The organism is Atribacter laminatus (assembly GCF_015775515.1).
In the GTDB taxonomy this organism is placed as follows: Bacteria; Atribacterota; Atribacteria; order Atribacterales; family Atribacteraceae; genus Atribacter; species Atribacter laminatus.
Genome location: NZ_CP065383.1, coordinates 2,530,559 through 2,556,513 on the forward strand (window position 1 = coordinate 2,530,559; position 25,955 = coordinate 2,556,513).

20 protein-coding genes are annotated in these 25,955 nt (G+C 35.3%); 14 read left to right on the forward strand and 6 right to left on the reverse strand.

The features are described from left to right. Positions 1–273: 273 nt before the first annotated feature. The 6 genes from RT761_RS11415 to RT761_RS11440 all read left to right on the forward strand — a co-directional run bounded on the left by RT761_RS11415 (position 274) and on the right by RT761_RS11440 (position 3,259). Complete coding sequence (locus RT761_RS11415) at positions 274–663, forward strand: hypothetical protein (protein WP_218111549.1); 390 nt, start codon at positions 274–276, stop codon at positions 661–663. Beyond that, positions 663–1,205, forward strand: coding sequence for a helix-turn-helix domain-containing protein (locus RT761_RS11420; protein ID WP_218111550.1), 543 nt, complete (start codon positions 663–665; stop codon positions 1,203–1,205). The genes RT761_RS11415 and RT761_RS11420 overlap by 1 nt, the downstream gene beginning before the upstream one ends. Further along, positions 1,202–1,627 carry a hypothetical protein gene (locus RT761_RS11425; protein ID WP_218111551.1) on the forward strand — a complete coding sequence of 142 codons (426 nt, stop codon included), beginning with the start codon at positions 1,202–1,204 and terminating at the stop codon, positions 1,625–1,627. Before RT761_RS11420 ends, RT761_RS11425 begins: the two co-directional genes overlap by 4 nt. Positions 1,628–2,164: 537 nt before the next feature. Continuing rightward, entirely contained in the window at positions 2,165–2,659 is a 495-nt protein-coding gene (locus tag RT761_RS11430) for an outer membrane protein assembly factor BamD (RefSeq protein WP_218111552.1), read from the forward strand. Positions 2,660–2,680: 21 nt separating this feature from the next. After that, positions 2,681–2,998, forward strand: coding sequence for a thermonuclease family protein (locus tag RT761_RS11435; protein ID WP_218111553.1), 318 nt, complete (start codon positions 2,681–2,683; stop codon positions 2,996–2,998). A gap of 27 nt (positions 2,999–3,025) precedes the next feature. Then, positions 3,026–3,259 carry a hypothetical protein gene (locus RT761_RS11440; protein WP_218111554.1) on the forward strand — a complete coding sequence of 78 codons (234 nt, stop codon included), beginning with the start codon at positions 3,026–3,028 and terminating at the stop codon, positions 3,257–3,259. 332 nt (positions 3,260–3,591) lie between these two features. Here RT761_RS11440 and istB read toward each other — a convergent pair whose 3' ends face one another. Both istB and istA read right to left on the reverse strand, forming a co-directional pair. Then, entirely contained in the window at positions 3,592–4,335 is a 744-nt protein-coding gene (gene istB, locus RT761_RS11445; protein ID WP_218110943.1) for an IS21-like element helper ATPase IstB, read from the reverse strand. Then, on the reverse strand, positions 4,328–5,881 hold the full coding sequence (gene istA / locus RT761_RS11450) for an IS21 family transposase (protein WP_218110944.1): 1,554 nt from the start codon (positions 5,879–5,881) through the stop codon (positions 4,328–4,330). The genes istB and istA overlap by 8 nt, the downstream gene beginning before the upstream one ends. 144 nt (positions 5,882–6,025) lie before the next feature. On the opposite strand from istA, the gene RT761_RS14385 reads away from it, so the two are divergent. Further along, entirely contained in the window at positions 6,026–6,118 is a 93-nt protein-coding gene (locus RT761_RS14385; RefSeq protein ID WP_218113420.1) for an Ada metal-binding domain-containing protein, read from the forward strand. A 669-nt stretch (positions 6,119–6,787) separates the two neighbouring features. On the opposite strand, the gene RT761_RS11460 is transcribed toward RT761_RS14385, so the two are convergent. Both RT761_RS11460 and RT761_RS11465 read right to left on the reverse strand, forming a co-directional pair. Further along, on the reverse strand, positions 6,788–9,901 hold the full coding sequence (locus tag RT761_RS11460) for a sacsin N-terminal ATP-binding-like domain-containing protein (RefSeq protein WP_218111555.1): 3,114 nt from the start codon (positions 9,899–9,901) through the stop codon (positions 6,788–6,790). Continuing rightward, positions 9,894–13,499, reverse strand: coding sequence for a helicase-related protein (locus RT761_RS11465; RefSeq protein WP_218111556.1), 3,606 nt, complete (start codon positions 13,497–13,499; stop codon positions 9,894–9,896). The genes RT761_RS11460 and RT761_RS11465 overlap by 8 nt, the downstream gene beginning before the upstream one ends. 785 nt (positions 13,500–14,284) lie before the next feature. Between RT761_RS11465 and RT761_RS11470 the strand changes: the two genes are divergently transcribed. The 6 genes from RT761_RS11470 to RT761_RS11495 all read left to right on the forward strand — a co-directional run bounded on the left by RT761_RS11470 (position 14,285) and on the right by RT761_RS11495 (position 18,935). Beyond that, positions 14,285–15,664 (forward strand): IS4 family transposase, encoded by a 1,380-nt coding sequence (locus RT761_RS11470; RefSeq protein ID WP_218111557.1) that lies wholly within the window; start codon positions 14,285–14,287, stop codon positions 15,662–15,664. A gap of 21 nt (positions 15,665–15,685) precedes the next feature. Next, positions 15,686–15,895: a nucleotidyltransferase domain-containing protein gene (locus tag RT761_RS14325; RefSeq protein WP_218113421.1), complete on the forward strand. Its 210-nt coding sequence runs from the start codon at positions 15,686–15,688 to the stop codon at positions 15,893–15,895. Continuing rightward, positions 15,840–16,424 (forward strand): hypothetical protein, encoded by a 585-nt coding sequence (locus tag RT761_RS11480; protein WP_218111558.1) that lies wholly within the window; start codon positions 15,840–15,842, stop codon positions 16,422–16,424. Before RT761_RS14325 ends, RT761_RS11480 begins: the two co-directional genes overlap by 56 nt. A 211-nt stretch (positions 16,425–16,635) precedes the next feature. Continuing rightward, entirely contained in the window at positions 16,636–17,328 is a 693-nt protein-coding gene (locus tag RT761_RS11485) for an HNH endonuclease (RefSeq protein ID WP_218111559.1), read from the forward strand. A gap of 309 nt (positions 17,329–17,637) precedes the next feature. Next, complete coding sequence (locus RT761_RS11490; RefSeq protein WP_218111560.1) at positions 17,638–18,489, forward strand: TIGR02391 family protein; 852 nt, start codon at positions 17,638–17,640, stop codon at positions 18,487–18,489. Positions 18,490–18,686: 197 nt separating this feature from the next. Further along, positions 18,687–18,935: a DUF2188 domain-containing protein gene (locus RT761_RS11495; protein WP_218111561.1), complete on the forward strand. Its 249-nt coding sequence runs from the start codon at positions 18,687–18,689 to the stop codon at positions 18,933–18,935. 286 nt (positions 18,936–19,221) lie between these two features. Here RT761_RS11495 and RT761_RS11500 read toward each other — a convergent pair whose 3' ends face one another. Together RT761_RS11500 and RT761_RS11505 are read right to left on the reverse strand one after the other, a co-directional pair. Next, positions 19,222–22,077: a hypothetical protein gene (locus RT761_RS11500; protein ID WP_218111562.1), complete on the reverse strand. Its 2,856-nt coding sequence runs from the start codon at positions 22,075–22,077 to the stop codon at positions 19,222–19,224. Continuing rightward, positions 22,049–22,756: a hypothetical protein gene (locus RT761_RS11505; RefSeq protein WP_218111563.1), complete on the reverse strand. Its 708-nt coding sequence runs from the start codon at positions 22,754–22,756 to the stop codon at positions 22,049–22,051. Before RT761_RS11505 ends, RT761_RS11500 begins: the two co-directional genes overlap by 29 nt. A 441-nt stretch (positions 22,757–23,197) precedes the next feature. Between RT761_RS11505 and RT761_RS11510 the strand changes: the two genes are divergently transcribed. Next, positions 23,198–25,951: a type I restriction endonuclease subunit R gene (locus tag RT761_RS11510; RefSeq protein WP_218111564.1), complete on the forward strand. Its 2,754-nt coding sequence runs from the start codon at positions 23,198–23,200 to the stop codon at positions 25,949–25,951. The last annotated feature ends 4 nt before the right edge of the window (positions 25,952–25,955 follow it).

The following is a 25,955-nucleotide window of genomic DNA, read 5'->3' on the forward strand; positions in this document are numbered from 1 at the left end:
GGAGAGCAGTAGGTCTAAAATTCAAGAATCAAGACCTGACCCCAGTAATTACGCTTCGCCTTTCTCGCGGTGGATAATTTTATCAAAGAACAGTGCTGTTGGAATTTTCTTGTAAAAGGGCCGAGGATCGGGGAAAAGGTATATTGAAGTTATATTTTATTAATAGCATAATTAACCAAATTAGGGAGATAAAAACCATGATTTCATCGTTAATTTTTTTCCCAATACTAATTGACAATATAACAAATGTGTTATATTATTGGTGAACCGTTAATGAAGATAGTTTTTTTCCCTTCTGAAATTCGCCCAAATTCGAGAAAATACGTAGAAGATAAATTGTCTAATATTTCTAAAAAATACCCAAAATTTATTAGTTTATTTGAGGAAATAATTCATAATTTGGGAAAAGATTATGGAAGAGAGCAATTCAAAATATATCAAAAAATTGAAACCATAACTAATCTAGGGGATGGATTATGGGAATTACGATGTCCAAAACAATCAAAAAGTGCAGTTTTAAGGGTATATTTTGCTTTTTCAAATTTAGAAAATAATAAAATTGTATTGCTTGATTGTGAAGTAAAAACAGATAGAAAAGCAAAAACAAGGAATGCGAAAAAGAGACTGATTGAATATAGAAGATGGGAAGAGGAGGAAATATAGTGGTGGAAAAAACATTAAAGGAATTTTTTAATAATTTAAAAAATAATAAAGAAATTGAGTCCAAGATTGAATATTATAAGGCTTTATCTCGTTTGGTTTTAGAAGTAGAAGAAGAGAGGCTTTTTAAAAATATTTCTCAAGAAGAACTTGCGAATCGAATGGGAACCAAACAAGAAGCCATATCACGTTTTGAAAGCTTAAAACATAAACCAGGATATGATTTTCTTGCCAGATTATCCAAAGCGCTGGGTGGTCGTTTATCAATAACAACAAATGGAGATTATGCATTTGTGGTCCCCAATAAATATAGACACATTATTGATAAATGTGCTATGGAAAAAGGAATATTAACGGATGATCTGATTGAAGACCTATTTACTCAAAAACTCGAAGAAATGCAATACTCTACTATAAAACATGAAAAGAAACAAATAAATATTTACGAGAAGACAACGAAGAAATACATTATCATGGAAGATGATAAAGAGGAATATACTGGTAATTTACAATTATTAGATAAGAATCTGGAATACGCGGCATGAAAAAAGAAACATTTGAAGACTTTAGAAAAATCTTAGATAGTATTGAGTTCGAAGATATAAACATTGCGATTATGGGTTATAAGATTGAAAAGCAACCTGAAAAAGGCGAAATAACAATTAATATTGGAAAAAGTATCTCTGATCTTAATATTAATCAAAATATTATGGCTGTAAACGCGTCATTTCGAATTGCAATCGAACAGAATAATGAAAAAATAATGAGTTTTCGAGTTGAATATAAACTATTATTTGATATCCAAATTCTTGAACAATTGGAAAAATCATTAAAAAATAATGAAGCAAAAAAGATGTTTATTGAAAATCAAATTCCTAAATTTGCTTGGTCTTTTTTAAGGGAAGATTTTAGAACAGCTTGTACAAAATTAGGATTGAGACCAATAACTTTAAAAATGATGAAATAATTTATTAAAGATTATTAGGAGACATCATCAATGTTAATTTTAATAATTAAATTAAATTTACTTTTCCTTTAAAATCCAAGAATCCGGGAAACTACTGTCGATACATTCAATATATCATCAATTAATTTGCTTCCATTTGATATTGACCGAATGGACGAAATAGTTGCTCGATTGTCTTCAGTCTGTAGTTAAAACTAGGAAACAAAGGTCGCTGAAAAGGGACATATAGAATTTGCATATTTTTCCAGGTACCAAGGAGGATGCTGATCGTCATCGATTAAAAATTTAAAATAATAATCAAACTCTACCCTACCTGAACATGAGCGTATTCATACCATCCTTCATGAAATTGGATATTTTATACTCCTTGGATAACAGAACCTGTAACTCTTTTTTCTGTCATAAATACCTGGTGAACCCAGATCGAAAAAGAAGCCGATTCCTTCGCTTGGCTCCTGGTAACAAAAGACATAGCTGAGATGTGCATGTGGAATTTTTTTTCCATTATGCCGATAATTAATAATGGAGATTGAAAATATGAATAAATATTTACTGATGATAGTATTTGCTATGATAGTATCGTTATTTATTAATGTATCCTCTTTCGCATCTAATGGTTTCAGCATCCTTGGTAACAAAGCTCAAGAGGCTTACGAAAAGGGGAATTATCAAAAAGCCATCGATTTCCTCTCGGAAATGATTGAAATCGCACGATTAAAAATGGGTGATTCTGAATCCACTAAATTAAATGAGGAATCCTGGAAAGTAATCAAATCGTGGAATGGAAATGGCATCAAGAACACTGAATCGTTTACCATCAAATCAGATGAATGGCGAATCAAATGGACAAACAAAGGTATGTTGTTTCAGATATATGTATATCCCAAAGACGAGGACGCATTTTCATTTTTTGATATGGCAGCCAACACTACGGAACCATGTTCAGATGTTTCATATTTTCATAAGCCAGGTGAATACTACTTAACTATCAGTGCAATAGGCAATTGGTCAGTAGCTGTGGAAGAAAAGTAAAAAAAATCAGGAGAAAGATAATTGAATAAGATTTTCATTATCATCACGTTGATCACCCTGCTCACTCTTCCAACTATTGCACAAACCTACGAGGTCTCGAGAGTCATTGACGGCGATACCATCGAATTATCAAACGGAGAACAGGTCCGCTATATTGGCATAGACACTCCAGAATTTCACAATGGGATACCAAACCCTTACGCTCAAGAATCTTATGAAGCAAACAGAAAATTAGTAGAAGGAAAAGAGGTGTATCTCGAGCTCGATATAAAAGAACGAAACAAATACGGCAGGATCCTCACTTACGTTTATGTTGATGGCATTTTCGTCAATACCTAGCTTATTGAAAACGGATATGCCCAGATCATGACCATCCCACCGAATATTACCCATCAGGAACTATTTTTACCGCCCCAGACCAAAGCACGGGAGGGGAATAGAGGATTATGGGGATTTGAAGGAAATGCAAACATTGAATCCGGTGATATCATTTATCCGTATGTCGGAAAGCGGAACAGTATGAAATTTCATCATCACTACTATAATTTGGTGAACGATATGAAAGATGTTTATTGTCTTATGATAAACCCAGTAGTATGATGTTTTAGACCCATCGAGTGCACCAAATAAATCCACTAGGTGCATACGTTAACTCCATAGCTATATATGACGGTTTAAATGAACCACAATAGCTATAAGCCCACTTTTCCGAATCATGAGTTTTACTGTTCTGAGAATAGTACTCTTTGATGGGTAGTTTGAAGGAACAAGATTAAGATTTCTATAGAACACCAGATGCCGAGGCTGTGGAGAGCGTGAACAACGTGTTTTGGTCGTCCACGAAGCGGAGGGTTGTCCACAAGAGGTCGGTACTATCCATCAGCCTCTTTAACCGGCAGACATAAATACACTCTTAATTACTTAGTTCTGGCTCAATTTTTAATCCCATGTCGTTCCCTCATTGACACTTTGCCGTCAATAAGGATGGTATAGGAATCATGGACAATACGATCAAGAATGGCATCTGCTAGTGTATCTTCGCCGATCTTTTCATGCCACCCACGTGGAGCAAATTGGGTGCAAAAAATAGTAGAAGCATTCTGATGTCTTGCTTCAACGATCTCAAGGAGATCCATTGCCTGGGTGTCTTTAAGTGGAGTTAAGAGCCATTCATCCAAAATGAGTAAGCCAACCTTTTTGTACTTCTTCATCACCATCTGATAGACACCTTCACCTCGAGCCACTGCCAGTTCATCCAGAAGATCCGGTAGTCGGATATACTTAACGGTATAATAGTTGCGACAAGCCGCCATACCAAAAGCACAGGCAACATAAGATTTCCCGTTTCCAGAGGCACCCATGATGATGAGGTTGCGTTTCTCCTGGATGTAAGCGCACCCAGATAGCCGTAGGATTTGTGCCTTATCTAGTTTCCTGTCGGCATGGTATTCAATATCTTCAATGCTAGCCTGAGGATAGCGGAAATCTGCTTTTTTAATGAGATGGAGCAGTTTATTGCTTCTGCGTTTAGCCCATTCCACATCAACAAGAATACCAACCCGTTCTTCAAACGATAGCTCCTGATATTTCTCATCAGACAGTTGGCGTTTGAAAGCATCCGCCATAGCGGAGAGTCGCATGTCATGCAGCTTGTTCATGGTCGTAGAATTAATCATTGTCTTTTCCTCCATAGTAGCCGGCACCCCGGACAAATCCGTAGATGTTGGGATTGTCTTTTGTCGCTTTTTGTCGATCTGATTGGACTGATATTCTATCCTGACCGGTTTTGAGGATGGTCTGGATGATTTTGAAACTCGGACTGGGCGTGTAACAAAGTGCCCGCTGGCACGCTTCTTCAAAGCGGGATAAAGAATACTTGTCAGCGAGTTTCATAAGCGATGTACAAGAACGGTAACCTTGTTTCTCAACTCTTGATGCTGACAAAAGAGCATTCACCACAATGACGGCATGAGGTCCAATGGAAGCAGCCCAATTCCTAAAATGATCAGCATTTACAGCCAGGTACTGTTTATGTTTCTCTGGCATGTGATCCGGTACCGTGACAATCTGGCCTTCCTGACCGCGAATCCGAATATGGGAAGCAATGCGATGATTGTGGTAAAAAACTTCAACAGTTTTGCTGGTTATACGTACCTCCACTTGATGCCGGATGTACTCATAGGGCACTGAGTAGTGATTTTTATCCACAATTATGTGATAATCGTACTGTACGGACGCCGTTGACCAGGTGGCAAGCTCGTATGGGGAAGTAGGCAAAGGCAAAAGCAGTGCTTTTTCCTCTTCTAGGAAGGCGCTTTTCCTGCTTCCCGGCTTCTTTTGAAAAGGTTTCTGGTTGAATTCTTCCAGCTTAAGACGGATGGCGCTATTCAGTTCGTGTAATGAAAAGAACTGTTGGTTTCGCAAAGAGGCAATGATCCAGGTGGAAATAATACCCACCGTACTTTCGGCATGGGGCTTGTCTTTGGGGCGCCTGACTCGGGCTGGAATGACTGCTGTCCCGTAATGCTCGGCCATTTCTTGATAGGTTCTATTAATCTTGGGATCTGGTCGAGAGGCTTTATCTACACTGGTTTTTAAATTGTCTGGCACGAGGATTCTGGCCACTCCACCAAAGTATTTGAACGCATGAACATGAGCATTGACCCAGCTTTCCATATCCATTGACAGGAAGGCTTCTACATAGGCATACTGGCTGCAAGATAGGCTCGCTACGAAGATATAGGCTGGAATAAGTTCACCGGTTAGATTATCAACAATAAAACCAGTCTTTCCAGCCCAGTCCACTTCCAGCATTTCACCGGGTTTGCGCTTAATGCGCATAGTGGCTTTGGTGGTATTGGCATACTTATGATAATACCGACAGAATTGGCTGTACATGAGTGGGATTTCACCATTGAAGCGGCATTGTTCATGGTACTCATGCCACAACAAACTTAAGGTGACACCACTTTTGGCCATTTCTTTATGAACATATTCGCAATCCGGTATTTTTCGATTGGACTGACTCCTTTTTTCCGGAAAAAGGAGTTCCTGAAGATCTGCATCCGACATGTTTTTATCGAAAGGCCATGAAATCTCATGCCTTTCTGCCCGTTCAACCACATTACGGATTGTGGTCCGTGAGCACTGGCAACTGGCAGCAATGCCACGTTGACTCACACCTTGGCTGTGAAGCCGAAGAATTTCTCGATACTTGATCATTTATTTGATCAGCCTCCTAATGAAGATTTACACTTTACAGTGTATTTCCTCATTATATGTCAGGTGGATCTCTCCATGACCAAGGTGGGCCTATTTGATACTCATGGTGGACCTTTTTGAGTATACGAGTGGGTCTATCCCAAAATATTACTCAAAGAGAAAAATAAGGTCTTTTTTAAGACAAGGGAAGAAGCGATTGAGGCTGGATATGTGCCGTGTAAAAGGTGTAAGCTATAATTCAAATTTCATAAGGTGGGATAAATATGCAATTAGAATGGATTAAGTGTCAAGGAAATATTTGGTGTCCACTGAGTAGTGTAAAATTGAGGGACAAATATTTCGATGACTAAGAAGGGGTTTATATTATTTGGTATTAAGATTCTTATGGCTCAATAGTAATAGTACGCGTAGGACAAGGAAATATCAGAGAAAGGCTCCAATCCCATCGTGAAGAATCTTAGGGTTAGGTCTTGATTCTTGAATTTTTAAAAAATTATTGATGTGGCTCAAGGAAAACAATCTCATTACTCCTGTTTTATACGAATAGGGTACCCTCACCCTCATTCTTGATTATAATGTTGCCAGATCTGTGAGAGTTGAGTCATAAAGGATTTTTCCCCTTTATGAAAGATATAGACGAGGATGATGCGTATCATGTATATGTACCTCGTCCCTATATCATTGGCAGGGACAATAAAAAAACCAGGGCGGCATTTCAAAAGCCCGAGTGAACCCAGTTGCCTAGGTAACGAACCCCGTTAGCCACACCCCACGTATTAAATAGAAAAACACATTTTAACCGGGGATGTCTTATTGTACTCTTATTATTGTATGATAAACACCAGAAATTCTTCCTAAAAACTAAAAAATATCCCTCCACAGGATTCTTCTAAATATATTAAAATTTTATCCAAGAATTACCTTTAAGTCACTGAAATGGACTTCAACAAATTTGATACTAGTTTTTAAATTTCCTAATCTTAATTCAATTTCAGGTTTATCATTATTCTTAATAGAGTAATATAGATCATTCATTGTGTTTTCATCGTTCTTTACAAATTCTTTATACATTGCTGCACATAATGGGCAAAGAGCTAAGAACTGTGCTTCATGCTCTTTTTTAAAAAAATCTCTTGATAAAGCTTCTACTGCCTCGAAATAATACTCACCATCACGCTTTTTGAAAGGCATTACATTTTTACAGATCTGGCAAATCATTTCATCATTTTTGTTGGTATATTTGTTTCTTAGCCAAATATTTGGATCTATCGAACCCCTGGATGTCCTAACGCTTCTTTCAGTTTTTTCGTATTCTTTAATAGAAGCATTTTTAATTTGTTTAAATATTTGTTCTTTTCGACGCTCCAAATTATGAGCCGCATCTGTTGGAAAGACTGGCTTTTCGTTTCTCATCGATACACTTTTTTTCCATTGTATGAATTCTTCTGGGTGCAGTTTTATAAAATTAATATCCTCAGCATGAATGCCTACTTTTTCTGCAAGCTCAGCAACCATGTTTTTTTTAAATCCTAATAGATTTTCGAGCTTTTTATCACTTTTAAAAAGTTCAGGAAGTTCGTCAATGTATAATTGACTTGGTTTTTTAAAAACTCCATTAACGTCTGGTAACCAAGAATTTTCCATCAATAATCGTCCAAATTCGGATATTACCTCTTTTTTTTCACTGTTCAGATAGTTTTGATTGGTTGATTTTTCTACAATACCTCTAATGCAATCAGAATTAGGAATAGCAATAGTGTTCCAAATATATGCGCTTTTTTCTAAAGAGGGTGATTTCAAAGCATGTTCTAAACCTTCTATTTGAATATCGGGATCAAATCCGTTTAAACCGCGTTTATGGTCAGCATAATAATCTCTAATTATTACAAACCCTCTTGGATCAGAATTTTTTTTGATAACTTTAACTTTATTTCTAACACCAAGGTCTCTAAATAAATTAAATAAGGAATCACTATAATTCGAAGAAACAAATCCAACTGATATATTACCTTCAAAATATATTTTTAATTTCTCATTAAAAAAATAGACCTCTGATGGTTTACGATATGTTATCTCATTTGAGCCATTAATTTCAGCTAAAATAAAAGCCGATTTTTCAAGAGCCTTATATAATCTATTTTTTTTATCTTGGGAATCCGTTTTATATGCATGTTGGATTTTATCGATATCAGAAAGATGATCTTTTAAAGAGGGAGGTTTTGATGTAGATGAGTATTTAGGAATTACATATTTAATGACCTCCTCTACAATATCCAGCTCTGGAATACCCAATTCTTTTAAAAAAATCCGTGCAGATTTATCGTCAGCGATTTTAGTTTTTACAACTGGTAAAGAAATATCTCCATTTATTTCAATAGGTAAATAGACATTTGGTAAGCCATCATCACTAAAAGGTTTTACATGCTGTCCATTTTGGGTACGTATAATTGGTTTTTCGCGAAGAGGTACATCTCCGTTCCAAATGGAATTAGTAAATCTCTTTTTCCACAAATTTCTTTGTTCTATAAGTTGCCTGTAGAACTCAATGAACCATTTATCTGATTGTTTTTCAAAAAAGTGAATATCCACCTTACGTGCAAATGTGTCAGGATAAATCACATCTATTTTTAATTCATTTCGAAAAAATTTCCATAAAATAGAACTTTCGGTTACATCACTAGAAATCCATTTCAGAGGTGCATTAGTTTTAAATAACTGTTTAAGCTGTTCTTCTCTTAACAATTTTCGTAACCATTCTCCTCTAGCTAATTTAGCATTTCTAGCAGACACGAATGTCTTATCATCAGTTGGAAGTAATTCAGTATTCAGTAGTACATCACGAACCGCAACGAAAATTGGATAAAATATACTATCTTTATCTTCAGAAATGTTATTTAATCTACTAATGAGTGCTTCTAGAAAATTAACTTTTAAAAGATTTCTTTCCTTTAATTCTGGCAATGAGGTCTTAACTAGTTCTGATGCGCATGTCATCAACCAACGATTCCACGGCACATCCCTAATATCTTCTCGTGAACTTGGCAAAATAAAGTCACCATTGATCAGAAAAGGCAAACCCGAATCAGAACGAACAGGCAAATAGGCAAAAATTTTCCCTATGCCCCTTTGATTATTATTTATTGGAAATGCGATTGATACTTCTCGTTCTCTGATATTTTCTCGTTTTTCTTGAATAATTTCAGGTGGTCTATTAAAGGATTTAGAAAAAAATAGAAATTCAAAAGAGTCTAAATATGAATTGACTAACCTCTTTTTCTCAACATAAATTTTGACTAAAGGTAAAAGCGAATCGTCTTTCCATATCCTCATCATACTTACTTTATTAGTTTGGATTCTAATTTCTTTGATCTTTGTCAAAAAAAGAATTATTTCTGGTTGAATATCATGAAGCATTTTTTCAACGTCTGAATAATTAATTTCAATTTTATTGAGAGGCAATATAATAGTAGTATGAGAGTTATTAATTAGTTTATCCGGAAGTTTTTCAACCCATTGGGGTACAATATATCCAAGTCCTGTTATTTCTTCTTCTTCAGGGAAGCAAATACTATAACCATTAGAAATTATATGAGGTTTTGATGTTACTTTAAAAACGGACTTGAAGCCTATTCCTTTTTCTCCGATATATCCCTGATTTTTTTTCTTGGTAGATTTTCCTATTGCACAGATTGCTTCAATGTTTTCTGGAGAAAAACCTAACTCATTATTATGAATAATCAATGCTCCATCAGATCCTTTGGTTTCGGTAGGATCCTTTTGCACTAAATGAAATGACAGACTTGGTTTTGTGTTATGAGGATAAGTATTGTCCTCAGCGTTTTGAATTAATTCAAATATAAAGTGAACGTTACTTGAATAAAGGCCATCGGAAAGATGTTTTATAGAATCCATGAGATCTGAAGATAAAGGATTGCGTCCTTTTTTAAGATAACCATTTTCATCAATCCAATACTTTTTTAATCTTATCTTATTGATATGTTCACGTGCACCTTTAAACAATATTATTACCCCCCTCAATGAATAAAATTCCAATTGCAACAAGGTCTGCAATTATGTCTGCTTTTCTCACAGCAATATCAATATCCTGTATATGTCTTTCGTAATCTGCTTCAGCGGCTAGTATTTGGGATTGGCGCATTCTTTTAATTTTCTCATCAGATGCACTCTTTAACTGTTCTTCAAGTAGCATTAGCCTTGACCGATGGCTGGTAGATAAACTTTCCCTTCGATATTCAGCCAATTCTTGGGTTTGTTGGCGATGCTTATCTCTCGCTTCTGACCATAATTTATAATGTTGCTCATCTAATTCATTCCAAACCGGAATGTTAATAATATCCTGAATTTCAACTGTAAAATCTTTCGCTTTTTCAAGTAATTGAGTAAGATGGGGTTTTATTAACTCTGATTTAGCAACCGGACAAAGTACTAAATCTTCCTTGATACCATGGAATCTCCATTGATAAATGGCAAATTCATATTGACCCGTTGGAACATCATTAATTTGCACTTTTAATTTAGTTATAACTCGTTGTTTTGCATCAAATGTATTTGCTGCTTGTTTTACTAAAGGGTGGTGTGGCATTATAAAAGTAGCATTATGGTTATGTAATGCACAGTCCGATTCGAAGGTAATAATAAGATGAGGATTGCCTTCTTTTAACCACTTCATCCACTCACGATATTGAATAGTGTTTTGTTTTGGAAGACGTTGAAAATCATGCAAAAGTTTATTCCGTGCGTCTTGTGATAGGCGGAGGGTCTTTAAGGGCTTTTCGCCAAGAATGTAATCTTGTTCCTTTCCGCATGTTTGTTTTAAATAGCAATCTACCAACCTATAAATTGATTTGGGTGATAGCCAATAGCTTGTGGCTTCTTCTATTTCTTTTCTAAATTTATCTTCAGGGAAATGAATTCCAAATAATTCCATCTGCCTTTCTTCAAGGGATTCTTGCTCTTGTATCAACCTAATCTTGTTATCTGCTAATTGCTGTAGTTTTGATCTTCGTTCTTCTGTGTTTAGGATATAGTTTTCAGCAATGTTTTTGATCTCCCTAGTAATTTCCCCGAGTATTTCTTCACAGGAACCCAAAGCATTATTAAAAACTCCTATTCGAAGAAGGCAACGCTCATAGATGTCAGCGTCTACAGTTCCTGGAGTAACCATGTTGATAATGGTTACAGTCTCGCTTTTCTGACCTTTTCTATCAATACGACCAATTCGTTGCTCTACACGCATAGGATTCCAAGGTAGATCATAATTAACAATACAATCGCAAAACTGATAATCCAAACCCTCACATCCAACTTCCGAAAATAATAGAAGATCAAGGCTATCTGCTTCTTCTCGTGGTTTCTCAAAGCGATTTCTCAACGAAACTCGTTCTTCTTCAGGTGTATCACCATGTACCATTCCTACTCGGAAACCCTTTTTTACAAGATTTTTATAAAGATAATGAAGCGTGTGTCGAAAACTACTAAACAGCATCAATTTATTATTATAGAGGTTTTGCTTATCTCGAATAACGTTATACAAAGCCTCGAGCTTTGGATCATAAGGATCAAGCAAACGTGCTCTATTAAGCAGTGTCTGAATCTGCATTTGGATTGGAATAACAACATCGTTTTTTGGTATCGTTTCAGTATCATCAGCTTCATCCCATAACAATTCATCTATGTGGCAGTTTAAAATATCTTCAAGGAAAGGAACGAGTCCAAAAATACAACTTGCCGCTTGGCGCCTAATAGTTGTCATCATAAACTTGATATTGACATCTCCATGAAGTCTGCTAAATATTTCAGCTTGTAATTGTAGTAACTCATCATGAAGATTTTTTTGAGCAGGAGTGAATTCAACAGCTACTGTTTCTGGTTTTCGCATTGTAAAATCTCCAATATCTCTACGACGAGTTCTATTAATTATTCCTGCAAATGTATACAAATTTTCAATTTCTGTAACTAAATGTATTCTCTCATTATCGTTTATATTTCCTTCAGTCAATCTTGAACATATTCTCGTAAACTCGGGATTATGTCTTAGAATTGCTTTGCCCCAATTCGTATTTGCTGCTTGAACAAGGGCTTCAAGTGTTTTGGCAGGCCATTCATTTTCTCGGGTACGAACTAGAGACACTGCTTTATTAATGAAAGGATTAGGTTCTGCCATATGTTCATAACTTTCCTGATCTATGATTAAATCTGGCCGAAGAGCATTGAGGAGAACAAAAAGGTCTTGACTTCCTAACTGAATTGGTGTTGCCGTCAAAAAAACGACTGCTCCTGCGTAATCACAGAAGAATCTCACTGCTTTATGGCTAAAAGTGTTTTGGTTCCTAATATGATGAGCTTCATCAACTATAACAAGATCAAACCGTGGGGGTGGGTCGAGATCAAGGAGACCCTTTTTCCGTTTTCTTTTATCACTTGGGTTTGAACCATAAAGTAGAGCCTCGTCGAATAAAGAATAGGGAATTATTGCCTTATGATATTCTTCTGGCCAAACTCCTTCTAGATCCATCTCTTGAATGCAGTATCGTAAGGTTCTTCCATCAAGATGAGAAAATCGTTCATCAAAACGCTTCATCTCATTCTGCCATTTACGTTCAGTAATCAGTGGGCGCGGACATATGATTAGAATAGAACGAATGTCGTGTCTCGCTTGAAGCTCCCGAAGGATTAGGCCTGCTTCAATGGTCTTACCAACACCTACACCATCAGCAATTAGCAACCTCGGTCGATCCGATCTGATAAATCTTAAAACAGGTCTGAATTGATATGGGATAAAATCAATTCGGGCTGCATTAAGTGAGTAGAGTGTGGACACACCTGGATATCTTATATGTAGGGCAGTAAGGTAAGATTGAAATTCCTCACAAGAAAAAAATACATACTCGTTTTCATATATACTTTCAGCATGCAGTTGAGAAGCATAAAACGTTTGAACTTCATTGTCCACAAAGACTTTAATGCGATTCTCTGGCATACTGGGTATAATAGAAATAACAGCACCTCGAACATTTGGGTTCGACTTCAAAAAAACAATTTGTCCTGGTTCAAACTCTGAATAAAGTTTGTTATCTTGTGACGACAGGGAACCATTTTTTTCATTTCGGTTGCAAAAAATTAATTTATTTGCTAGTACATTTTCTTCAATTAAACATAATTCCTTAAACAAATCATCATTTGGTCCAATGATTTCAGAAAAGTTGTGGAGTGTATCTAGATTACGATATAAACTTTCAAGTGAAAAATCTTTTTCTGTCGTGTAAGACCAACGATTGTACATTAACTGCGTTTTTTTAACGAAATGACGTGCTTTTTCTGTAAGGCCTAATTTAATTGATATTTCATACCAATTTTTATCAAATATTCTAAGCAATCCGTCAAGATCTAATTCTTTGAGAGAGCTAATGTTGTTCTGTTCTACAAAGTGCTTTTGCTGAAACGATAAAGAATTTAATACGGCTTGGTTCCACCAATCCTCAAACAAAGATGGCAACATCTTTTCAAGAAATTGAGCAAGTTGTTTAGTTACTATACTTAAAAGTTTTGAAATAGCAGCATTAATTTCAATTTTTTCATGAGTGTTATCACTCGTCATGAATTTTCAACTCCTAAATGATTCCATTTTTGACTTTTTTTCCGAATCATCCGTTCCGTCTTTTATTAATGGAAAGCTTAGTGAAGTACAAAAATATTTAATTAGAACGATGTTATTATTAATCAATTGGTTCATTCGAATTTTAAAAAGGCACTACCTGTCCAATGAAAAAAATGTTGTATTTTATGAATTAATTTAATCAAAATGAAGAAGATTGAAGAGGTTTTTGGCTTCTTTTTTAGTGTAAAAAAATTAATAGTCGGATTAGAAAAAATCATTGGTTTCAACCAGTTAAAGTATTCATATTAAAGGTCTTAATATTTTTATTAATCTAAGAATATCTGTCATTTTTCTAAAATTAATTGTTTTAGATCGAAAATTTAAAAAATTAAAAAAGAACCAAATAAAACAGTTACACTCAGAGATTATGATGCTAAAAACGAATAACACGAGAGAGTGCGTTTTTTTTGTTTTAAAAAAATTTCATTGTGTATAAAGTAAATTATACAATAACTAAATAATAATATTAATTATTTTTTATTGATCTCACTCGGAATTTATAGATAACAGGAAAAATTTCTTTTTGATAATAAACAACCCACTTTGATTTTTTATTCATCTAAGCCCTTAAGACCTAATTCATAAATATACATAACTCAACTTTCGCACCAAAATAAATACTGAAAAACCTTGATATTAAAGGGATTTTTAATGAAAACACCCCTCCTTTTTGGTAGAATTGACTTAGGTAATAAAACAATTCCCAAAAAGAGAGAGGTGTCTTTATGACTATACTACCAGAAAATGTGGAAAATGAAAGGACCTTGTTACCCATGTTTTCCTCCTTTATGAAGGAGTTCAAATTGAACCAACTGTTTCGGAAATGTCATATTTACAAAGAGAAGGGGATCCCAGTCAAAGAAGTCTTTCAGATGATCTTTCTCCTTGCCTTCACCGGGAAAAGCTTCTCGGGTTTTCTCCATTCCAGGAATAATCCCTTTCAGGGAAAGAAAGATACCATCTACCGTTTCCTCCAGCAGACTCGCTGTAATTGGCGGAAATTCTTATTTCTACTGAGTGCCAAAGTGGTGAATGAAGCCCTACTTCCCTTTACAACACCGAAACGGTATACCTGGGTGGTAGATGATTCTCCTTATGAGCGACCCCGCAGCACAAGCGTCGAAGGTCTTTCTCGATTCTTTGACCACTCAAGAGGGCTTTTCAGCCGGGGTTTCCGGATGCTCACCCTCGGGCTCACTGATGGAGCCACCTTCATCCCCTTTTCCTTTTCGCTCTTAAGTTCCCATCACCACAAAAACCAACTCTATCCAATGGATCCTTCTATTGATCGACGGAGCCTCAGGGCTCGAATTCGCAAAGAATCCCAGGAAAAGGCTCCAGAAGTGCTTTTGAAACTCTTAGATGGAGCACTCAAATGCTGTCCCTTGGTTCATACCATCCTTTTTGATAGTTGGTTTAGCTTCCCAACCCTCATCCGGAAATGCTCAACCCGGGGACTTTCTGTGGTGTGTATGCTCAAAAACACCCCAAAGATTTACTACTCTTTTGGTGGAAAAGTTCTTTCTCTTTCCTCTCTTTTCAACCGGATTCAGAAAAGACCACAGGGTCCGATCCTTGGATCTTGTGTGATTAATCTCAATTTGACTGATAACCCCCTGTATGCCCGCATCGTCTTGGTCCGAAGTGAAAAACAAAAAAACCAGTGGCTGGCACTTCTTTCAACCGATCTGTCTCTTTCTGAAGACGAGATCGTCACCCTCTATGGGAAACGCTGGGATATCGAGGTTTTCTTCAAGATGGTGAAATCGGTCTTGAAACTCACTCGAGAATTTCAGGTTCGATCCTATGATGCTCTGGTATCCCATACCAGTATCGTCTTTATCCGCTATATCATGCTCGCGGTTATTGCCCGGAGAAACACCGATCCCCGAACCTTTGGTGAGCTTTTCTATGCCTGCTGCGATGAGATTCAGGATATCACTCTTATGGAAGCACTCACTCTTCTTCTTGAGCTCCTGAAGACGACCATCAAACAGATTCTTGTCCTTTCAGAAGAAAAAGTCAAAGAGCTAGTTGCTTATTTTGTGAATAGTCTTTCAGCGTGGTTGAAAGGAAAAGTACTATTATTGAACTGCGAAAGTTGAGTAAATTAATTCAAGAAAAAAATAAGGGTACGACATCTTTATCTCTATGGCTCTTATGCAAAAGGGACTCATTCGCCTGAAAGCGATATCGACGTTGCCGTCGTTGCTGATAATTTTAGTGGAGACCCTATTGAAGATACCATGTTACTCATGAAATTGAGGCGGAAAATTGAACATGAGAATCTTATCTGGCACCACATATGTCATCCTGAGCAGTGCTTTCCTGCGTGAGGAGCACATCAATATAATCCGTCATTGCGAGGAACGAAGTGACGTGGCAATCTCTACCGGTTCATCTTTATTTTTTTCCCTTAGAAATCAATTCACTGACACGATAAGTCAAGTTCCTACACAAAATAAAAAAATGAAGTCATCCTTAGTCCACATCTCTTTCATTTTTCTCCCCCTCACCCCCTCATTATTTGAGGGCGTTAGGATCTCATCTTTCCATCTTTTTCATAATCCCAAATCCCCAGAATTCAAGAATCAAGACCTGACCCCAGTAATTACGTTGCCGGATTCTATGAAAGGCATAGTTGACATTTTTTCAACATTACGTCGTGGTGAGGCAATATTAATTGGAGATGCTGTTATGATGCCAACTAGAATAAAAGTTGACCAACCAAATCCCACACCAGATAGTGATGATATATCTTTCGTTGAAGAATGGAATAAACAACATTCCATTATTGATGTTGCTTCTGTATTAGACATATGGCGGAAACAGACAATAGAAAAAGATAATATCAACTATGAATAACATCGCGTTTCCACCTCGGGCGCGGATTAGCGTAAGAAGTTGGCAAGGATATAGCCGAAACATATTTCGCGATACACCGATCTAAGTTAAGCATAACCCAGCTCAATGGGACTTATGTTTCCGTAAGTAAAGCTAAATCACGACTATTGCCTTAAAAAAACAGAGCTGTTAGCCAAAATTAATCAACTAATAATAGGAGAGGAGTGAAATTATGGCATTTACTGAGAGTGTTAAGAATGAAGCGAAGCGCAAGGCGAGTTTTAGATGTGTAATATGCCAAAAGTCTTTTGTTGAAGTTCATCATATTATTCCTGAATCAGAAGGGGGAAGTAACGATTTAGAAAATGCTGCTCCACTATGTGCTTCTTGCCATGATTTGTACGGAGGAAATCCAGAAAAGCGAAAACAAATAAGAGAAATGAGGGATCATTGGTTTGATTTAATGGAAAAAAGATACAATGGGGAGATCAACGTACTCAATCCTATAGAAGATGATCCTAATAACTATAATAGGCTTAAAAATAAAGGAATAGCAGTTTATCATGTAGTATATGACCATGAAGACTTTAAAACTTCTGCTAATATTTTGGTTAAATTATTACAAAATACTCAAAAACAGTTTCCTAATTATGAACGATACCTCTATTTAGATATTGAAGGCCATAGAAACAAAAATGGTGGATTTGACCATGATATGTATGAACTTCAAAAAGATTTTGCCTTGGGACTTTTAACGCAGTTTTTTACGGAAATTCATATGCCGCTTGTAGGAGTTAAGAATCCTAAACTTCAAAGAAATGATATGCCGCAAGAATTAGTTATTTTTAATAATGAGAAGGAATTGATATCAAAACTCAAAAAAGAATCTCGAGATAAACATTTTGAGATATATCCTTCTGAATAAAATAATTAAATTAATATGGAAATTTTCTATTATCTTCACCAAAAAATTCTCTCCCAAGGGTCTGGATAGAAGGGTTCAAAGTTTACTGAATTTTGTGGTTTTGCTTAGGCGCACACACCACATTCACGAACTTAACAGAAGTTGTGGATAACTTAATCAAACCCAAGAAAAAACTTTCTTGGTTATTGGCTTTGTCCAAAGGTCGGTAGATGCCGGCAATACAAAACAGTTATCGGAAAGATTAAGCAAGGTCACCACACCCTACAACAGATTACTAATAGAGAGCGTTATGGTTAAAAGGTGATGTTTATGAGAATAGAGAAGAAACTAAATGAACAACATCTTAAGGCAGTGTGCGATGTTATTGCAGACACAAATCGTGGACTTACAAAAACTGAGTTATCAAGATTGTTGGAACAGTGTCATATTCAACTTGAAGATGATAGGAAGTCTTATAACGGCATTACCTATACAATGGGTTTAAATAAAAGAGACTGGCTATACAATTGCTTCGTAAATGAAATCAATCAGAGTCAAACGTTCGAAAAGATTTTTTTATTTATCGAGAAAGCATTAAATCCCGCCAGTTATATAAATGAATCCAGTAGAGAGAAGTATAATTTTCTTTTTGAAGAGATAAATAAGGTACTGTTATTTGTAGGATTGTCTGTATCTAAAGAGGGAGTACTTAGCGAAGTCATTGAAGCTAAAACTCTTGACGAAGTAGATAGGAGAGTAAACAACCTAAGAAAACATCTTTATAATAGGGCCATTCATCACGAGGTCGAGAAATATTGCATTAAAGATTTATTGAGAAAAGATTATTATGATACCGTATTTGAAGCAGCCAAGAGTTTAGCAGAAAGAGTTCGTCAAATTACTGGTTTAACTTTGGATGGTTCTGCACTGTTTCAAAAAGCTTTCGCCAAGAATGACCCTTATATTTTTTTTAATTCACTAAAGACTGAAAGTGAATTAAATGAATTTACAGGATTAAAAGAACTTTTAGAATCAATATTTCATTTGGTTAGAAATTCCGCAGCACATACTCCTAAGATAAATTGGAAAATTGATGAAACAAAAGCTTTAGATATATTAACGTTGATATCATTTTGCCATAAGTATTTAGATGAATGTTATAAATTTCCAAAACAAAGTTAAGGTAATTACAAAAAAGTAGGACGTTCTGTCAAGCTCTCAGCTTGTGAGATCTCAACTTTCCGAAAACAAGGTTTTCAAGGAATGTAACCTAATACTATGGAAACACTTTGGAAATAGATATTTCGGCATTCGTTAAATTTAAATTGCGAATATTATTTGATACAAACCAATAAAATCATCTTTTAGGAGAAAAGCCTATGTCTAAAAAATCCGATAGGATAGTTTACAAAAATGATAATGGGAAATGGGTAAACAAGAAAGCTTCGGCAAAAAAAGCAACAAGTATTCATGATACACAAAAAGATGCTGAAAAAGCAGCAAAAAATAATCTAAAGAATCAGGGAGGGGGAGAGTTAATCACAAAAGGGAAAGATGGAAAAATTAGAAGCAAAGATACTATTTATCCCGGCAACGACCCCAATCCTCCGAAAGATACTGAGCATTAAATTTAAATAAAACGATATCTTTTAGTTTTTTTGATAATAGCTCTATTTATTTCTTTGATATTCTATATTTTATTGATTTAGTAGGGCCTGGAAACATCGCTTATTAAATTACGCATTCTTGATTATCCAGTATAAAATGAAAACTCTATAACTATTTTAAAATAGTTAAGCGTCCTACATTACAATTAAAACATCACTAACAGCTAAACAACTAAGTACCCTAAGCAACAGGTACAATTACGATTATTGGATAAACATATAAACAAGACAGTTATTTAGAAACTTTTTATCTTAAAAGATCTCTGAATTCCAAAAAGCCGATACTTCCCATATAATGAATCAAATTCTCGGCAAGATTTTTTGCTTTAATATCTGAACTTTGGAGTACTTTTTTAATAATTTCTTTGGTTTGTTCATTCCAAATTGTAAATTTCCAATACTCTTTTGTTCTCCTTATCATTGTATCCAAAATTTTTATTGATACTTTAGGGAAAATATCTACTTTAATGTAAATCTTTTCTAAAACTCTTGCATCATCACCAATTGTTCCGCTAGTTTGAAGAACCTGGAATAATTGCTTATAAGCCCATGCATCATTGAACTTTCCTGATGTAAACCACCATCCAAAAGCTTCTAATTCTTCTTTAGATTCTTCTTGATTTGGTGAACTCTTGGCAGCCCTAAGTCTATCTTCCCAAATTTTCTTGAGTCGAAAAATGGTTTTAATTGGAATAGTTTCTTTTGAACTTCTTAAAGAACTACCTATAAATCTTAATGCATGAGATCTAATACTTATTGGTGAACTATTCCAAAACTTTTTTAAAAGTGGATCGTCAATTTCAATTTGACCTCTCCCATAAATTAACATTAAATGTTCTGCAAGTCGTTCAAAGGGATTATTAATAGCATCCCAATTTTCAGGAGACATTGCTAAGCGTTCAATTGCTAATAAATATTGTTCTCTTAAAATGCTAAAGGTTTTACTATGAGGACTATTGAAAACAACAAAAGAATTCCAGGCAGCAAACCAGTAATTAATATATTCTTCGTCTTGAGGAAATATTATATTCACATTTTGAATTGTCCAATTCCTATCAAACAATACCAATTGACTGAAATACCATCCATAGACTGCTCTAATGGTTAACGATGGATCTTTTTTAATATCAAGGTGTTCGCCAAGAATTTTTTTAACTTCTGGGATCAAATCAAGGTTAAAAATAAAATCATCATTATGCTTACTTAATTTTTCTAAGTTCTTTTTCACCCAAAGAGCGTATTTCATAACAGCATGCATGGCAAATCCTCGTGTTGTATTGATAGACATAGTTGCAGGATCCATGTTTTTCCCACCATATTTGTTTTCATACTCGGGAGTTGGGTCAGGATCTTTGGATAAAATTTCAAGAATAAACCATATTCTTTTCTGATGCAGAATATCAAAACTACCTTCTGTCAACTTGAATCCATGTATAAAAAGATCTGCTATTGTTTTTCGTGCCCAACCCCAGTTGGGGTCAGAACCATCAAAATTACTATTTTTTAAGATTGAAATATCACGTGGCTGTTTTACAACCCATTCACAAAGATCAAGAATTGATTCCAATTCTATTGTTTTTAATTTTTTTATTGCTTCGATAAATCCGGAAAGAAGAGATCGAACATAAGTAGCATCTAGTCCAGTGAATCGATTTGCATATTTTGCGAAAGATTCTGGATTTTCTGCCACTAGGTTTGTAATGATTCGTCCTAAACCTTCTGGGGAAGGAGCAGTAAAATCTTTAGATGGTTGCCATGTTTTAAGAAATTGAACCAGTTCTTCAATTGACAATCTTTTAAGTTCTTCAATACTTTTTGGACTTGTTGGGCCTTCCCAAGTTGCTATTGCATAAGAGGGTATAGTGGGATCATCCGGTTTCCCTAATTTCTCAATCAACTTTTCGAAATACTTAGCCAATTCTTTCGGGAGACTTTCTTCTAACCAAGATAATCTATCACGTTGCCAATTTTTTCGATAATGTTCAAATTCTTCTTTGTTAGGAGATCTTCCATGCCACTCTTCAAATCGTCTTTTGTATTCATCAAGATCGGGACCTTTTTCAATCCAATCTATTATTATTTGTTGTTTTTCTTGGGTAAGTATAATAAAGTTCTCCCTCAATAGAAGGATATATTCATGGTAAATATTAGGATTGTCAAATAGATTTTTATCAACCATATATTTAACGACAAGATCTTGATTAATGTTAGGATAAATTCTTATTAGGTAAAGTATTATCCGTTTTAAAACCCACCATGATCTATTTTCAAAAAGATCTATTATCTCTTGAAAATATTTAATATCTTCATTTATAAGCTGTATTGCCGCATCTCTTACTGTTTGAACTAAAATGCATTTGATATCATCACGATGATAATCCAGAGGTAAATCTTCAATAGCTGGATACCAAGTATATGAATGGTCATTGGGCTTTCTCATGTTTTCTGAGAGATAGATTGCTTCTTCAAGAAGATCACAAATTAATATAAAAGCAGGAACTTTAACTGCCTTTAACACTTTTGGGAAGTAGTTTTTTAGGAATACTTCAAAAAAATATAGATTAAACCTTGTCTTTGGTTTTGGTATTTCCTCGTTAATCGAACTGGGAACTAATTTTAAAATTTCTTTACAGAGTTCTAAAGACTCTTTTGAATATCCACCATGAGAAAGATGTACTATTAATGAACCAAGTTTATCTGGGAGGAAAATTTCATAAGGTAATTGAAAAACTTTTTTAATCCTTTGGAGTAATTTAATTGATAAATCCGTAGGCATATTTAACGCAGCTTCAATAAAATTCTCAATAATTTGATAGTTTTCAGTTTCTGGAATATCAAGGATTATCTTTAAAACTTCCTCTGGTTTTTCTTTTGCCATTCTTGCCAAATAATGTGATTCAGGCCATGGAGGAAACTGAATTGTACCATTCTCACTGTTTTGAATTGGTTTGGGAGGATTTTGGAAGTATCCTTTATTTTTTAAGTGTGATATCCATTCAGGATTATCTAAGCGGTCAAAAAAATAACGGTAGCTTTGTATGTCATTTAATAATGATACTGCATGATTTATTTGTTCATGTGTTGGTATCTTCCAGGATTTCATCTAAATCCTCCAATTTTTCAAAAAATTTATTTACAAATGTTAAACTAAACAATAGGTTTTCAAATATTGTGAAATTGTCTTTTAATTCCTTTTCATTAAATTGCTTAGGATTATTTTCCAAATGGGCATATTTCATAAAATAATTATCATGAATTTCTTTCCATAATTTAACTAAAGGGTAAAGGAATTTATTATTATTTTTATAATTAGAAAATATTGTCTCAAAAAGTTTTTGTATTAAATCAAGTTGTGTTACATTAATTTTTAAGAAATCACTTAATAACATCGATATTTCTCTGAATAACTCAATTGGAATATTAATATTATCAGAATGCGATAATTCAGATTCATCCACTAACGACTCTTGTCTAATGGTATTAATTGAAAAACCTGAATTTTCCCACATTTTTAATAAATGCTTAAGGCGATCTTTATATTCAAACCTTTTATTATTTTTTTTCGGACCTATTATAATTGTAGGCATTCTATTTAATATTTCTCGAACAGCATGAGAAATAAAAACAATCCTACCAGGAAAATCTTCGTTGTAGAATATAATTAAAGCAGCCTTATAAAGTTCACCTAAATGCGGAGCATTTCTATCAAACCAACTATTTAAATTTATTCTATTTGTATTCCAGAAAGATTCTTTGAAAAAAAATGAACCATCATTGTCCAATTACACTTTACCCTCCATCATCGAACGTTTCATTTAAGATTAAAGTTTTCAGTACCTGGTGATGGTCTATCTCCAATATTGATAACCACATCTCAAAATTCAACATCTTTTTCTGTTTCGATAAGTATTTCGTTTTTAAAATAAATTAGTCATTTTTTATTAACTCTATTCCCATCTAAATATCTTTTACAGGTTTCTCAAATATTATATTATATATTCTAATAAACTGCAGAAATATATTAATCAGGTGCGACTAATTTTTATATTTTATATACGATATTTAGTTTTATTTGATAAAATAGGAAATGCTGGTGGTTATTTCTTTACAAGAAAAGATAGAAAAGTGCCCCAAAAACGAAAGGCGAGAGTGAAGGAATGAAAAGACCATACATTGTCTTAATCCTCAGCAAAATAATTTGGATAATAGAGCGGTAAAGGACGATGAAACCTGAAGAAAAAGCCAGGCAAGAGATCGACATTTTGCTGGAACAGGCGGGCTGGGTGGTTCAGGATTATTATGAGGTGAACCTCCAAGCCTCTTTTGGTGTTGCAGTTCGAGAGTTTTCTCTTATAAAAGGAACTGCTGATTATTTGCTTTTTGCAAATGGGAAGCCTGTCGCTGTTGTTGAGGCAAAACCTGAGGGAACAACATTAAGCGGTGTTGCTGAGCAGAGTAGTAAATATATTGCAGCCATTAAAGAAAGCCTCCCTTATATAACCAACTCTCCTCCTTTTTCTTACGAAACCACCGGTACAGAAACTTTTTTCCGAGATTTACGAGATCCTGAGCCTTGCAGTCGTAGAGTATTTGCTTTCCATCAACCTAAGACACTTTTGGACTGGCTTTTGGAAAAGGATACCTTAAGAGAAAGACTGAAAAAGATGCCACCCCTTATCAAAACCGGATTGAGAGACTGCCAAATTGAAGCGATTGAAAACTTGGAAAAATCTCTGGCTGATTCACGACCAAGAGCATTGATTCAAATGGCATCGGGTGGCGGAAAAACCTATACCGCTGTGAGTACCATTTATCGACTAATAAAATTCGCTGAAGCCAGAAGAATTCTTTTTTTGGTTGACCGCAGTAATTTAGGACGTCAAACCAGAAACGAATTTCAACAGTTTATAACCCCTGATGATGGGAGAAAGTTTATCGAGCTTTATAATATCCAGCATCTCACGTCAAATACCATAGATCTCGTTAGCCGTGTTTGTATCACCACCATTCAGAGGCTTTACTCAATGCTTAAAGGGGAATCAGAATTTGATCCCGAGCTTGAGGAACAGTCTAACTTTGAGTTATTTCCTTACGAAGAAGCGCCCAAAGAAGTGGTTTATAATCCCCAAATTCCAATTGAGACATTTGATTTTATCATTACCGATGAATGTCATCGATCCATTTACAATCTCTGGCGTCAGGTGCTTGAGTATTTCGATGCTTTTATCATCGGGTTGACGGCAACCCCTTCCAAGCAAACTCTGGGATTTTTTGACCAGAATTTAGTTATGGAATACAGCCACGAACGAGCAGTCGCTGATGGAGTGAATGTTGGATATGATGTATATCGCATTAAAACCGAGATTACCGATAAAGGAAGCAAGGTCGAGGCAGGTTATTATATTGATAAGCGAGATAAACAGACTCGCGAAGTAAGATGGCAACAATTAGATGAGGATTTGGAATATGCGCCTGTCCAATTGGATCGAGACGTCGTTGCCCTGGATCAAATAAGAACTGTTATCAAGTCTTTCAAAGATAATCTCTTCACCGAGATATTCCCCGGGAGAAGAGAAATCCCCAAAACTTTAATTTTTGCCAAAGACGATTCCCATGCCGAGGATATTGTCCATATTGTCAGGCAGGAGTTTGGCAAAGGAAATGACTTCTGTAAAAAGATAACTTATAAAACGACCGGGGAAAAACCTGAAGATTTAATTGCCAGTTTCCGAAACTCATATAATCCGCGTATCGCTGTTACTGTGGATATGATAGCTACCGGCACCGATATAAAACCATTGGAATGTCTTATCTTTATGAGAGATGTGAAGGCTCAGGGCTATTTTGAGCAGATGAAGGGGAGAGGAACCAGGACAATTCAAACAACCGATTTTAAAGCGGTTACTCCTGATGCTTCCAATAAAACCCATTTTGTAATCATCGATGCGGTGGGGGTTTGCGAAAGAGACAAAACTGATTCTCGACCATTGGAAAGGAAAAGGAACATTTCTTTTGATAAACTCCTTCAATTAGTTTCCCTTGGTAATAGAGATGAAGATATTCTCAGTACCTTAGCAGGAAGACTTTCCAGACTGGATAGGCAAGTTGATGAAAGGGATAGAAAAGAAATTGAGACTTCATCGGGTGGCAAGCCTCTCAAGGAGATCATCAACAACCTGCTTGATGCTATAGATCCGGACAAGAAAATTGAAAAAGCAAAGGCAATTTTCAATACTAAAAGCCCTACCGATAAACAAATCGAAAAAGCATCGGAAGAACTCGCTAAACAAGCCTGTACACCCTTTGATAACCCATCCTTCAGGAATACGCTTATTGTCATTAAACAGAAAAATGAGCAAATCATAGATACTGTCAGCAAAGACAATGTGATATATTCTGGTTTCGATGAAAAAGCCAAAGAAAAAGCACGGACTATTGTGGATACTTTTAAAAAATTTATCGAAGAGAATAAAAATGAGCTCACCGCAATCCAGCTTATCTACCAAAAACCTTATAATCAAAGGCATTTAGCCTATAAAGAAATCAAACAACTGGCAGAGTCTATCAAAAAACCACCATATTTATTAACACCAGAAGCTATCTGGCAAGCATACGAACAACTGGACAAGTCAAAGGTAAGAGGAGCAGGTCCACAAAAACTTTTAACCAATATTATTTCTTTAATCCGTTTTACGATTGGACAAACTGATGTTCTTGAACCCTTCAACAATCTGGTTGATCGAAATTTCAAAGAATGGTTGGGTCAACAAGAAAGTATAAATAAAAGATTTACACCAGAACAGTTGGAATGGTTAATCATGATTAAAAACCATATTGCAACATCACTTACCATAGGTATGGAAGATTTTGAATTTGCTCCATTTATTCAAAAGGGTGGAACAGCAAAAGTGTATCAGTTATTTGGACAAGAATTAAACGAGATTTTAGAAGAATTGAATGAAAGGCTTGCGGTATAAGAAA